This is a genomic window from Chitinophaga qingshengii (assembly GCF_014529935.1).
In the GTDB taxonomy this organism is placed as follows: Bacteria; Bacteroidota; Bacteroidia; order Chitinophagales; family Chitinophagaceae; genus Chitinophaga; species Chitinophaga qingshengii.
The window spans coordinates 525313-537358 of record NZ_JACVFC010000002.1 but is presented as its reverse complement, the minus strand read 5'-3'; the positions used below and the strand labels follow the sequence as shown (position 1 = coordinate 537358).

General features: G+C 49.1%; 12 protein-coding genes. 8 read left to right on the top strand and 4 right to left on the bottom strand.

Going from position 1 to position 12046, the window contains the following annotated elements:
* Nucleotide 1 precedes the first annotated feature (1 nt).
* The 4 genes from ICL07_RS17395 to ICL07_RS17380 are packed head-to-tail and all read left to right on the top strand — an operon-like array spanning nucleotide 2 to nucleotide 3908.
* Nucleotides 2–937 (top strand): ABC transporter ATP-binding protein, encoded by a 936-nt coding sequence (locus ICL07_RS17395; protein ID WP_188089299.1) that lies wholly within the window; start codon nucleotides 2–4, stop codon nucleotides 935–937.
* Nucleotides 934–1677: an ABC transporter ATP-binding protein gene (locus ICL07_RS17390; protein ID WP_188089298.1), complete on the top strand. Its 744-nt coding sequence runs from the start codon at nucleotides 934–936 to the stop codon at nucleotides 1675–1677. The genes ICL07_RS17395 and ICL07_RS17390 overlap by 4 nt, the downstream gene beginning before the upstream one ends.
* A 9-nt stretch (nucleotides 1678–1686) precedes the next feature.
* Nucleotides 1687–2793, top strand: coding sequence for an ABC transporter permease (locus ICL07_RS17385; RefSeq protein ID WP_188089297.1), 1107 nt, complete (start codon nucleotides 1687–1689; stop codon nucleotides 2791–2793).
* On the top strand, nucleotides 2790–3908 hold the full coding sequence (locus ICL07_RS17380) for an ABC transporter permease (protein WP_188089296.1): 1119 nt from the start codon (nucleotides 2790–2792) through the stop codon (nucleotides 3906–3908). Before ICL07_RS17385 ends, ICL07_RS17380 begins: the two co-directional genes overlap by 4 nt.
* Here ICL07_RS17380 and ICL07_RS17375 read toward each other — a convergent pair.
* Entirely contained in the window at nucleotides 3880–4167 is a 288-nt protein-coding gene (locus tag ICL07_RS17375; RefSeq protein WP_188089295.1) for an Ada metal-binding domain-containing protein, read from the bottom strand. The genes ICL07_RS17380 and ICL07_RS17375 overlap by 29 nt on opposite strands.
* Before the next feature lie 6 nt (nucleotides 4168–4173).
* Entirely contained in the window at nucleotides 4174–4887 is a 714-nt protein-coding gene (locus ICL07_RS17370; RefSeq protein ID WP_188089294.1) for a 2OG-Fe(II) oxygenase, read from the bottom strand.
* 183 nt (nucleotides 4888–5070) lie between these two features.
* On the opposite strand from ICL07_RS17370, the gene ICL07_RS17365 reads away from it, so the two are divergent.
* The 3 genes from ICL07_RS17365 to ICL07_RS17355 are packed head-to-tail and all read left to right on the top strand — an operon-like array spanning nucleotide 5071 to nucleotide 7464.
* A complete protein-coding gene (locus tag ICL07_RS17365; protein WP_188089293.1) occupies nucleotides 5071–6066 on the top strand; it encodes a c-type cytochrome in 996 nt (331 codons plus the stop codon).
* Nucleotides 6067–6076: 10 nt separating this feature from the next.
* Nucleotides 6077–6538 (top strand): DsrE family protein, encoded by a 462-nt coding sequence (locus tag ICL07_RS17360; RefSeq protein WP_188089292.1) that lies wholly within the window; start codon nucleotides 6077–6079, stop codon nucleotides 6536–6538.
* A 5-nt stretch (nucleotides 6539–6543) separates the two neighbouring features.
* Nucleotides 6544–7464: a molybdate ABC transporter substrate-binding protein gene (locus ICL07_RS17355; RefSeq protein WP_188089291.1), complete on the top strand. Its 921-nt coding sequence runs from the start codon at nucleotides 6544–6546 to the stop codon at nucleotides 7462–7464.
* Between the two features lie 165 nt (nucleotides 7465–7629).
* On the opposite strand, the gene ICL07_RS17350 is transcribed toward ICL07_RS17355, so the two are convergent.
* Nucleotides 7630–8406, bottom strand: coding sequence for a class I SAM-dependent methyltransferase (locus ICL07_RS17350; protein WP_188089290.1), 777 nt, complete (start codon nucleotides 8404–8406; stop codon nucleotides 7630–7632).
* Between the two features lie 60 nt (nucleotides 8407–8466).
* A complete protein-coding gene (locus ICL07_RS17345) occupies nucleotides 8467–9342 on the bottom strand; it encodes an NAD(P)-dependent oxidoreductase (RefSeq protein ID WP_188089289.1) in 876 nt (291 codons plus the stop codon).
* A 326-nt stretch (nucleotides 9343–9668) separates the two neighbouring features.
* Between ICL07_RS17345 and ICL07_RS17340 the strand changes: the two genes are divergently transcribed.
* Nucleotides 9669–12035 (top strand): TonB-dependent receptor, encoded by a 2367-nt coding sequence (locus ICL07_RS17340; RefSeq protein ID WP_188089288.1) that lies wholly within the window; start codon nucleotides 9669–9671, stop codon nucleotides 12033–12035.
* The last annotated feature ends 11 nt before the right edge of the window (nucleotides 12036–12046 follow it).

Below are 12046 nucleotides of genomic sequence, written 5' to 3'. Positions count from 1 at the left end.
CATGAATGCAGTAGTGCTGGACCATATAACCAAAACATACGATGCCGGCAAGGTGCTGGCGGTAGATGACGTATCGCTGCAGGTCGCGGCAGGAGAGCTGTTTGGGCTGATTGGTCCGGATGGCGCGGGTAAAACGTCTATCTTCCGTATCCTTACTACCTTACTGTTGCCCGACAAAGGCCACGCTGCCGTGAACGGATTGGATTGCGTGAAAGATTACAAAGCTATCCGTCGTAGCGTAGGATATATGCCCGGCCGTTTTTCGCTCTACCAGGACCTCACCGTGGCGGAAAACCTGCACTTCTTCGCCACCCTCTTCGGTACCACCATAGAAGCCAATTACAGCCTGATCAAAGATATCTATGAACAGATTAAACCCTTTAGCGGCCGCCGTGCCGGTAAGTTGTCCGGCGGTATGAAACAGAAGCTGGCCCTGTGCTGTGCGCTGGTACACAAACCGGAAGTGCTGTTCCTGGATGAGCCTACCACCGGCGTAGATGCCGTGTCCCGCAAGGAGTTCTGGGAAATGTTGAAGACGCTGAAACAACAGGGCATTACCATTGTGGTATCTACGCCCTATATGGACGAAGCAGTACTGTGCGAAAGAATTGCGCTGATACAGGATGGCAGGATCATGTCTGTTGACACGCCTGCCAAGGTGGTAGCAGCTTTCCCGGTGAAACTCTATGCGGTGAAAGCAGCTGATATCTACCGGCTGCTGACAAGCCTGCGCGGGGATAACAGCATCAGCAGTTGTTATGCTTTCGGGGAATATGTGCATGTTACTTTCCGGGACGAGGCGGCGCACGATTTACAGGCCTGGCAGCAAACCCTGGCGGCACAAGGGCATGAGCAGGTGGAAGTAAAAATAATATCGCCTTCTATTGAAGACAGTTTCATTCGCCTGATGCAGGAAAAACAAAACGCACAACCATGAATGATAAGGTGATCATATGTGAAGAACTGACCAAACGATTCGGCGACTTTATCGCGGTTAATCATATATCCTTTGACGTGAGGAAGGGGGAGATATTCGGTTTCCTCGGCGCTAACGGCGCCGGAAAAACAACCGCCATGCGTATTCTTTGCGGACTCTCGTTTCCTACTTCAGGTAAGGCCACCGTAGCAGGATTTGATGTTTACAAACAGCAGGAATCCATCAAAAAGAATATCGGGTATATGAGCCAGAAGTTCTCCCTGTATGAAAACCTGACGGTGGTAGAGAACATAGAATTTTTTGGCGGGGTGTACGGTTTATCGTCCGCAGAAATCCGCAGGCGCAGCGACCGGCTGGTGAATAAACTGGGACTGACACAGGAAGCGCGTAAACTCGTACGTTCCTTGCCGTTAGGCTGGAAACAGAAGCTGGCTTTTTCCGTGGCTATTTTCCATGATCCGCAGATCGTATTCCTGGATGAACCTACCGGAGGCGTGGATCCCATTACCCGCCGGCAGTTCTGGGATATGATTTATGAAGCAGCGGCAACGGGTATCACTGTATTTGTGACGACCCACTACATGGACGAAGCAGAATATTGTAATCGTATAACCGTGATGGTAGATGGAAAAGTAGAAGCACTGGATACGCCGGGTAACCTGAAAGCCAGGTACCAGGCGGCTTCTATGGATGAAGTGTTTTATCAACTGGCCCGTGGCGCCAAAAGATCGGCCGATTAAAACGATGTTATGAAACAGTTGCTGGTATTTATCCGGAAAGAGTTTTATCATGTATTCAGGGACAAACGTACCCTGCTGATCATGTTCGGTTTGCCGGTAGTACAAATTGTACTCTTTGGTTTTGCCCTTACCAGTGAGGTGAAAAATATAACCCTCACCGTTATCGATCAGGCCAGGGATGTGAATTCTGCACAGATCATCAACAAGATAAAATCATCTTCCTACTTTATTGTAGACGAATCGGCACTGAACTATGATGAAGTAACGATCGCCTTTAAAAAAGGTTCCGCCAAATGTGCGTTGATTTTCCCCAATGGTTTCGGCAACGACTTACAACATACCGGCGAGGCGCCGGTACAGATCATTACAGACGGCTCTGATCCCAATATGGCTAAGACGGTGGTCAATTATCTCACCGCTATCCTGACGGCCTACCAACAGGAAACCAGCGCCGGCGGACAACTGCCTTATCGCATTATTCCCGAGCAACGGATGCTGTATAACGAAGAAGGAAACGGGTCGCTGAATTTTATCCCCGGCGTGATGGCGCTGGTGCTGATGTTGGTCTGTACCGCGTTGACATCCGTAGCGGTAGTGCGCGAAAAGGAGTTGGGCACCATGGAAATATTGCTGGTGTCGCCGTTCAAACCTTTACTGGTGTTGCTGGCGAAGGCAGTGCCTTACCTGGCGCTGTCGCTGGCTAATTTCACGCTGATACTGGTGATGGCGGTATTTGTGCTGGATGTGGAAATCAAAGGAAGTATCCTGTTATTGTTTTTGGTGAGCACGCTGTTTATCATCGCTTGCCTGTCCATCGGATTGATGATCTCCAATGTCACCAATTCACAACAGACAGCCCTGCTGCTGTCGATGATGGGCATGATGATACCCACGCTGATTTTTACCGGCTTTATGTTTCCGCTGGAAAACATGCCCTGGATATTCCGGATGATTGCTAACGCGGTGCCATCCCGCTGGTATTTCCTGATCATCAAGGCGGTGATGCTGAAAGGCCTGGGTTTCTCCTATATCTGGAAAGAAATGGCGGTATTGCTGGGCATGACGCTGGTAGCACTTTCTATCGCTTTGAAGAACTTTAAAATCCGTCTGTCATGAGTGTGCTGCGTTTCATCCTGAAAAAAGAGTTTCGCCAGATTTTCCGTGACAAGACGATCCTGGCCATGATGCTGGTGATGCCGACGGTGCAGTTGATCATCCTGCCGCTGGCCATGAACTTTGATGTGAAAAATGTGAACCTGGCGGTGGTGGATAATGATCACAGCACCTGGTCGCAGCAACTGATCCATAAAATAGGTTCTTCCGGTTATTTCCGCATCGTGGCGGCGGCACCTTCTTTCCGGCAGGCGTTGGAATATATAGAAAGAGAGCAGGCCGATGTGGTGCTGGAGATTCCGCCAGGGTTTGAACGGAACCTGGTACGGGAAGGCGAACAGCATGTAGGCGTTTCCGTGGATGCCATCAACGGTACCAAAGCGGCGCTGGGCGGCAGTTACCTGATGGCCGTCATCGCTGATTTTAACCGGCATATCCGGTTAAATGAACGAGGGAAAAAGGCGCCGGGTATGGGTGTGAATATTAACATCACGTATTCCAACTGGTATAATCCCCTGGCGGAGTACCGTTTTTATGTGGTACCGGCTGTGATGGTGTTGCTGCTGACATTGATTGCCGGCTTCCTCTCTGCATTGAATATTGTAAGAGAGAAAGAGATGGGTACCATTGAACAGATCAACGTAACGCCGATAAAAAAATGGCAGTTTATTTTAGGTAAGCTCATCCCTTTCTGGATAATGGGCCTGGTAGTCTTTACACTGGCGCTGACGGTAGAATGGGTGGTATATGGCATTTGGCCGGTAGGCAGCTTTGTGTTGCTGTACCTGTTTGCCGCTGTATACCTGGTGGCTATGCTGGGTTTCGGTCTGTTGGTATCTACCTATACCGATAACCAGTTACAGGCTATGTTTGTCGCTTTCTTTTTTGTGATGATTTTTATGTTGATGAGTGGACTGTTTACGGCCGTGGACAGTATGCCTGGGTGGGCACAGGACATTGCTTTCCTGACGCCGGTCACCCATTTTGTGAAAGTGGTGCGCATGGTCGTGCTCAAAGGCAGCGGTTTTGCCGATGTGCAGCGCGAGTTCCTGTTTCTCGTCATTTTCGCGGTGGTGCTTAACAGCTGGGCTATCTGGAACTACCGGAAAACCAGTTAATCTTGCCGGTTTTCCACTCGCGGTAGGCTGCCGGCATGCAATGCCCGCAGGGGCGATAACCCTGTGTGACCGCTTCTTCTTCCCCTGAAAAAAATACGCGGTTGGTAGTATGCATTCTTTTGCCGGAGTGGCAGGAGAGGAGTCCGTATATTTTCAGTCGGCGGTTGCCGCCCAATGATAGGAGCCCTTCCTGCCTGAGCCGGCAGATTTGCCGGTTGCGTGCAAACGCGCTGGCGCCCAGTTGTGCATGATAAAACATCCTGTTTTAACTTAATGCGTCATGGAAAATAATACCCAGCGTATGCCTGTTACCGTTATGTACCGGGCTGACGCCGTGTTTCATGTTCACCCGGTAATAACCTTTACTGCCTTTGACAGGCCGGAAATTGGTAGTGAAGATAAGCATACTGCCTTGTCGTGGTTGTAACACATTGGCTTTGGATTGGGCACGGGGTATTTGTTCCGTGAGCACGAACTCTCCGCCGGTATAATCTTCGCCGGGTTCGTTGAGGAATAACACGATCTGTAACGGGAAAAAGATATCACCATAAAGATCCTGGTGTAATGTATTGAAGCCACCAGCACCGTATTGCAGGATCAATACAGTAGGCTTGTCCTGGCCTGCTGCTTTGCATTGCTGCAATAATGTTTCATGTGCAGCGGGAAATGTTGTGGGTATCTGTAATACTTCCATCCATTTGTTGGCCACTGGTGCAATACGGGTATAAACCGTTTGCCGCAGGCCGTTAATCAGGGATGATAACGGATATTTAAAATATTTATATTCTCCGCTACCGAAACGATACCGTTCCATGGAAATAGTTTTACGGTAGAGATCAGCCGTGTTATAATTGGTGATCAGTTGCCGGCATTCCTCAGGTGTCAGTATATGATCTACTACGCAGAACCCTTTATCATGCAGCGTTTCAGTGATGGCTGCCCAGTCCTGTGCTTCCAACCGGTGAATGATATTTTTCATATTTTATTGCTTTCTGCAAAAGTAGGAAGTCGCATATCCCCGGGGAACCCGTTTCTTGCTGTTTTGATTTTTGTTATTGGTTTTATAACTTTCGGTTATGGATGATAATTAATGGTGATAACAATTACTACGGGGCTGCTATTACCTTTGAGCTATTGAATTGAGATTGGAAACTATAGTACAATGAAAAAAGACTGGATTCCCGTTTTGCTCTTTGCCACTACCGGCCTCGTGGTGGCGAAGGAATGCATCAGTGCCTACCGTCAGCGACAACGAGATGACGAGGCCTACGCCGCCTGGCTTACAACCCACCAGCCGGACAATGTTTGGAGGGGCTGCAGCAGCAGCCAGATACCCACCTCTACGGAAAGTGGCCGCCTGATACAATACGGCCACGACCTGATCGCCAACACAGCGCAGTACCTGGGACCGCAGGGCTCTGTAGCGCAGATCAGCAACGGCATGAACTGCCAAAACTGTCACCTGCAGGCGGGTACAGTGCCTTATGGCAATAACTTCGGCAAGGTGTATGCTACGTATCCTCTGTTTCGCGCGAGGAACAACGGTGTGCAAACCATCTACGACCGGGTAAAGGATTGCTTTGAAAGAAGTCTCAACGGTCACGCGCCCGACACCGGCAGCCGCGAAATGCAGGCCATCTACGCCTATATTAAGTGGCTGGGCGAAGACGTGCCGCAGGGCGCCAAACCTAAAGGTACCAGCATCATGAAGCTGCCCTACCTGGACCGTGGCGCCAGCCCTGCCACCGGCCAGCTGGTGTACAATGAGAAATGCAGTAGTTGTCATGGTAAGAACGGCGAAGGCCTGCCCAACCCGGTCGGACCCGGATACAGCTATCCGCCCTTGTGGGGACCGCATAGTTATAACGATGGCGCCGGGCTTTACCGCTTAAGTAATTTTGCCGGCTTCGTATATAACAATATGCCGCTGGGAACAGACTACCACCAACCGCACCTGTCCGAAGCAGAAGCCTGGGATGTGGCGGCGTTTGTAAACAGCCGGCCACGGCCACACCTGGATCAGGGCCGCGACTGGAAAGTAGTGGCTAAGAAGCCGGTAGATTTTCCTTTCAAACCATATGCGGACACTTTTTCGGAGCAGCAGCATAAATTTGGTCCTTTTCAACCGATAAAGGATGCCCAACCCATCACAAAATAAAAACCCATATATGAAGAGATTCCTGGTAATTCCACTGATGATGTTAATGTATACCGGTTACGCACAAACGACCGATGCACAATTGCGCAAGAACCGCGAATACACCGGCGCGACAGCCAAACAAAAACAATATCATGCCATCTATCAGCTCGACAAGAATGACCCGAAGGTGATCCAGAAGGCGATCCGTAATATCAATAATGCCCTCAATGATCCGCGCCTGAAAGGTAAACTGGAGATAGAGCTGGTCGCGTTTTCTGCCGGTACGGACGCCTTCCTTAAAGGCAGTGAATATGAAGAGGCGCTGAAAGCGCTGGTAGGCCGCGGCGTGATCGTAGCCCAGTGCCAGAACACGCTGGAAGAAAGAAAAATACCCAAAGAACAACTGTACGACTTCATCGCCCTGGTGCCCAGCGGTAATGGAGAATTGATCATCCGTCAGGCTGAAGGCTGGTCTGTCGTAAAACCATAACACTCATGAAACGATTGTTTTTTCCGGTCCTGCTGCTCGCAGGACTGGTCCATAGCGCCCATGCGCAAGACCACCGCTTCGATCCGCCGTGGAATACACCGCCGGAAAGTAAGGTGATGTTCACCGTCCCTGGTGTGGATAATGTCCCGGACCTCTATGGTGATATCAATGATCCGCAGCTGGTGGTATTTTTTGCCGGCAACCAGTTCATGTGTATCGATGAATTGCTGGCCGCTTTTAAACAACAATATCCGGCTTATCAGCGGGTGTTTGCCGAAACGCTGCCGCCGGGCATCCTGGCGCAACAGATAGAAGGCGGTTCGCTGACGCTGGGCAACATGCGTATCACGCTGAAGCCGGATGTGTATACCGCTGGTAAAACCCGCATCAACGGTATGGCGGACCGTTTTAGTCGTACCGAAGTGTATGCCTATAATAAACTGGCGCTGATGGTGCCTAAAGGCAATCCCGCGAAAGTGAACAGTCTGGCCGACCTGGCAAAACCCGGTGTACGGGTGAGTATGCCCAATCCCGCCTGGGAAGGCATCGGCAAAAGGATTGAAGAGGCGTATGTAAAAGCTGGTGGAGAAAAGCTGAAGCAGCAGATCATGGATACCAAAGTGAAGAACAGCACCACTTACCTCACACAGATCCATCACCGTCAATCGCCCATGCGTATTTTGTACAGGCAGAGTGATGCCGCACCGGTATGGTATTCCGAAGCGTGGTACCAGCAAATGATCGGGCATCCGGTAGCATTAATACCTATCCCCGATCAGCACAATATAACGGCCACGTATATGGCCGGACAGCTGAAAAATGCACCTCACCAACAGGCAGCAGCGGATTTCATGGATTTTCTGACCAGCGATATCGCCAAGGCTATTTACCGTAAGTATGGCTTTAGTACCGAACAGCCAGGCTGACGAATGCCTGGCTTGGGGTATCCCCTGGGAACGACGAGAGCTCGTTTGTTCCCAGGGCTTTAACCCTGGGTATAGCGGGGAATCCCCCTCCCCCTCGTCGTTCTGACGCGTGACGCTTACCTCCGCCGCAATTGAAGATGCTGTCAGAAATCAACAAAAAAAAGATTAGGCGTTGCCGTTACCCGGCGAAAACTGCCCCCAATACATTCGCGTAGTATAATGAATGGTAATGTACCCGTTCTGCTGGAACTGGTCAAACAGCTGCTGCAGATCGGCTGCCAGTGCAGGGTACCCCGCACTATCCCGGGGAGGCATATACGAAGAGGAGAGCAGGCGCCCTTCCAGTCCGTTGTAATCAAATACCTGTTTGTTGGTAAATTCTGTCAGCCTAACGGCAGCGGGGTGAAAGAACTTTTCAATGACGGCGATGTCAATATTGCGGTGGTTGAGTTCCTTGTACTGGTTGCCATGCCGCAGGATCAGCTGTTCATAAGCTTTTTCAAAAGGCGATTCCATCATTCTCTCGTTCCATATGAGCACTACATACCCCTCCGGTTTCAGTATCCGTTCAAACTCGGTGCGGGCAGCTTCCTGGTTGAACCAGTGAAATGCCTGTCCGGCAATGATAACATCGATGCAGTGCTTTTCGATGGTGGTATGTTCCGCAGTGCCGTCTATGGCGTTGAAGTGCGGATACGATTGTAACAGGTCTTCACTTTTTTCTCTCATTTCCCGGTTGGGCTCTACACCCAGTACAGTGTATCCTTTTCGCAGAAACAATTCAGCAGAGATGCCGGTTCCGGAACCGATATCAGCCAGCAGCATACCGGGTTGTAATACTGACTGCTGCTCCAGGTAGGTAATCATTTCTACGGGGTAGTGTGGCCTGTATTTTACATAATCTTCCACACGGTTGCTAAAGCGACTGGTATTGTTTTCCATGGTTACAATACTAACAATATTTCGCCGGTTAGAAAAGCGTGTGGAAGATTTGATTACAGATTAATAGGTTTTGTATGCAGCAGCTACGTGCTCGGTACCAAAGCCTGCATCCTGCGCGCGTTTGAAGATGCCTTTAATAAAGGACGGCACTTCAGCGGAGATATTGGATTCCTTCGCCTGTTTGATGAACATGTCCATGGAGCCAGTGCACAGGTCCAGTGAACTATGACGAAGGTGATAGTTACCGCCTTCAATAATATCGGCCTGGTGTTTAAGCATTTCGCCCAGTGCCGGCGCCAGCTGTTGTATCATATTACCCAAAGCAGCAGCGGGCAGACCTTCAGATTTAAACAGTTTGATGGCGTGGAAAGCGCCGCTCATGGCGGCAAACAGGACGATCAGGAAACCCATATCCCAGGTAGAGGCTGCGCCGGGATCTTCTCCCATATACTGCAGTGCGCCGGCAACCGCTTTCAGTGTGGCTTCACTTTGCGTATAGGCGTCTTTGTTGCCTGATACAAATATTACGGTATCCGGGCGGCCTACCTGGTCAGGGATAGCCATGATGGCGCCATCGAGGAAGGTGATCCCGTTTTCGGTAGCCCAGCTGTCCAGCTCCCGTGCTTCACCGGGGGTACCGGAGCTCAGCTGTATCAAAATTTTTGTTTTCAGAAGGGCTGTTACCTCCGGCGTTTGCAGGAGGCTGCGGCTAATGGTATAATCGGTTACGCAGAGGATAATTATATCACCGGCAGCAATGGCGGTGGTTACACTGTCCGCTACTGCTGCGCCTGCAGCTTGTAACGGCGCCGACTTGGCCGCGCTACGGTTCCATACTGTAGTGGTATATCCTTGCTGAAGGTAAGCATGGGCCAGTGCGGCGCCCATATCTCCCAATCCTATCACGGTAACTTTATGCTTTGCATTTGTGGTCATAGTATATCGTTTTTATAATGATGTCACAAATGTCACTCCTGCCGCGGTGTTGAACAATAAGGGATAAAATGTTCAGATACGGAATTTTTTTTCCGGGTTGCGTAAACAGACCGCTATTTTTTCCTGATTATGAAAATGATTTTGTTTTTCGTGAGATACTTTTGCATCCGGTTAATTACCTATAACACATTGTATATTCTTTTCCGGATTTGTAGCACCGGATACTGACCAGACAAATAGGTTATCGTCGAAAAAAGAAGGTGGGGATTCCTGCCCGGTATCGTATTGCCTATACCTAACGAAAACGAACTATCAATATATAAACAATGCACATTAAAAAGATTCTACTGACAGGTATTTTGAGCATGCTATCCCTATTCCTGTATGCACAATGCAGTATCAGCGGTCAGCTGAAAGACGGCGCCGGTGACCCGGTTCCCGGCGTATCCATTAAAATACAGCATGGTACGGCCTACGCTGTTTCCAATGAAGAAGGCCGTTATCATGTTAAAAACATACGTGCGGGTAAACATATCCTGCTGATATCTGCCGTAGGCTTTAAAAACCAGCAAAAGGAGGTGAACCTGAAAGCGGGGGAACAGCTACAGTTAAATATTAAAATGGAAGCTGCCATCAGCGAAATCAATGCGGTATCAGTCATTGGACGTACTGTGAACCAGGAGGTCAACCGCCAGGCGTTTAACGTGACAGCCATCGATGCCAAAAAGTTATATAATACTACACTGGACCTGTCTCACGCACTGGACCGGGTTTCCGGCGTAAGGGTGCGGGAAGCCGGCGGCCTGGGCTCGCGGATGAACTTCTCCCTCAACGGGTTTACCGGCAGACAAGTGAAGTTTTTCCTGGATGGTGTTCCCATGGATAACTTCGGTTCTTCTTTCCAGCTGAATAATATTCCTATTAACCTGGCGGAGAGAGTGGAAGTATATAAAGGCGTAGTGCCGATCTGGTTAGGCGCCGATGCATTGGGTGGCGCTATTAACATTGTAACCAACACCAACCGCAGTACTTATGTAGATGCCTCTTACTCATTTGGTTCTTTTAATACACACCGCTCTACGTTGAATGCCGGTTATACTTCCAAAACCGGTTTCACCGTGCAGCTGAGCGCATTTCAGAATTATTCCGACAATAACTATAAAGTATGGGTAAACGTAGCCGATATCAATACCGGCGATTATTTCCCGAAACAAAACATCAAACGTTTCCATGATACTTATCATAATGAAACGGTAATCGCCAACGTAGGCGTAGTGGGAAAAAAATATGCGGACAAACTCCTGGTAGGGATCACCCTGGGGAAAAATTATTCCGAAATACAAACCGGCGCCCGTATGGTGAGTGTGTTCGGTGACTGGCACCGCAGGGGAAATATTGTAATGCCAAGCCTTAAATACCAGGTAAAAGATCTGTTTGTGAAAGGACTGAACTTCAGTCTCACCGGTAACTACAACCTGGGGTACGAACAAAACATAGATACCATGTACCGCCGTTATAACTGGTTTCAGCAGTATAAACAATATGCCGGTAAAGGCAGCGAACGGGAAAGGTCTATGTATAAATTCCGTAACAACAATGGGCTGGCTACGGCCAACCTGTCCTACCAGTTAAATAGCCGCCATTCCTTTATCCTGAACAATGTATTCAATACGTTTAGCCGTTCGGGTAAGGATGAATTATTCCCCCATGATGCTAAATATGATCAGCCTAAAAAAGTACAGAAAAACATTATAGGACTGGGTTACAAGTTCGATTACAGTGAAAAATGGAATACATCTGTTTTTGTGAAAAATTACGCCCAGCGTAATAAATATTCCGAAAGCTACAATCCCTCCGGAAACTGGGGCGACGTGGCCTATAAATACCTGGAGACCAGCTTCAACAAAGTGGGATATGGTATCGCTTCCACTTATTTTATCAAACCCACTTTACAGGTAAAAGGTTCTTATGAAAAAAGCTACCGTCTTCCCGAAACAGAAGAGCTGTTCGGCGACCTGATCAACCTGGAGGGGAACACCGACCTGAAGCCGGAAAGCAGTCATAACTACAACCTGGGAATTAGCTATCAGACTCATATCCGTACAGATCACCGTTTCAGTTTTGATGCCAACCTGTTGTACCGCGATGCGAAAGACTTTATTCGTCCCACGCTGAACCGCAACCAGACGAAGCAGACCAATGGCAACCTGGCGGATGTAACCAACCTGGGTGTAGATGGAGAAGTAAGGTATTCCTACAAACAGCTGTTTACTGCCGGTGTGAATATGACCTATCAGAACCTGCGTAACAATACGCGGTTTGAAGAAGGGCAGAAAGAACAAAGTCCGTTGTACCGTGACCGTATTCCCAACATGCCTTACCTCTTTGGCAATGCCGATGCATCCCTGTTTTTCCATAATGTGCTGAAGAAAGGGAATACGCTGACGCTGGGTTACAACTTCCTCTATGTACATGCTTATTACCTCTCCTGGCCCAGCCAGGGTGATGAAAAGCTGGAAATACCGCAGCAGTTCTGCCAGGACGTAAATATGGTGTACAGCCTGGCCAACGGCCGGTATAATATAGCCCTTGAATGTAAGAACCTGGTGGATAACCGGTTGTATGACAACTTCACCCTGCAGAAACCCGGGCGTGCTTTCTATGCCAAGGTGAGATACTTTTTCAATAAATAATAAGGATCGCG

Excerpts from the sequence above, each read along its gene's own strand:
- ICL07_RS17380 (WP_188089296.1), top strand. The coding sequence starts at position 2,790 with ATGAGTGTGCTGCGTTTCATCCTGAAAAAAGAGTTTCGCCAGATTTTC.
- ICL07_RS17340 (WP_188089288.1), top strand. The coding sequence starts at position 9,669 with ATGCACATTAAAAAGATTCTACTGACAGGTATTTTGAGCATGCTATCC.
- ICL07_RS17350 (WP_188089290.1), bottom strand. The coding sequence starts at position 8,406 with ATGGAAAACAATACCAGTCGCTTTAGCAACCGTGTGGAAGATTATGTA.
- ICL07_RS17360 (WP_188089292.1), top strand. The coding sequence starts at position 6,077 with ATGAAGAGATTCCTGGTAATTCCACTGATGATGTTAATGTATACCGGT.
- ICL07_RS17365 (WP_188089293.1), top strand. The coding sequence starts at position 5,071 with ATGAAAAAAGACTGGATTCCCGTTTTGCTCTTTGCCACTACCGGCCTC.
- ICL07_RS17375 (WP_188089295.1), bottom strand. The coding sequence starts at position 4,167 with ATGTTTTATCATGCACAACTGGGCGCCAGCGCGTTTGCACGCAACCGG.
- ICL07_RS17385 (WP_188089297.1), top strand. The coding sequence starts at position 1,687 with ATGAAACAGTTGCTGGTATTTATCCGGAAAGAGTTTTATCATGTATTC.
- ICL07_RS17390 (WP_188089298.1), top strand. The coding sequence starts at position 934 with ATGAATGATAAGGTGATCATATGTGAAGAACTGACCAAACGATTCGGC.
- ICL07_RS17355 (WP_188089291.1), top strand. The coding sequence starts at position 6,544 with ATGAAACGATTGTTTTTTCCGGTCCTGCTGCTCGCAGGACTGGTCCAT.
- ICL07_RS17370 (WP_188089294.1), bottom strand. The coding sequence starts at position 4,887 with ATGAAAAATATCATTCACCGGTTGGAAGCACAGGACTGGGCAGCCATC.
- ICL07_RS17395 (WP_188089299.1), top strand. The coding sequence starts at position 2 with ATGAATGCAGTAGTGCTGGACCATATAACCAAAACATACGATGCCGGC.
- ICL07_RS17345 (WP_188089289.1), bottom strand. The coding sequence starts at position 9,342 with ATGACCACAAATGCAAAGCATAAAGTTACCGTGATAGGATTGGGAGAT.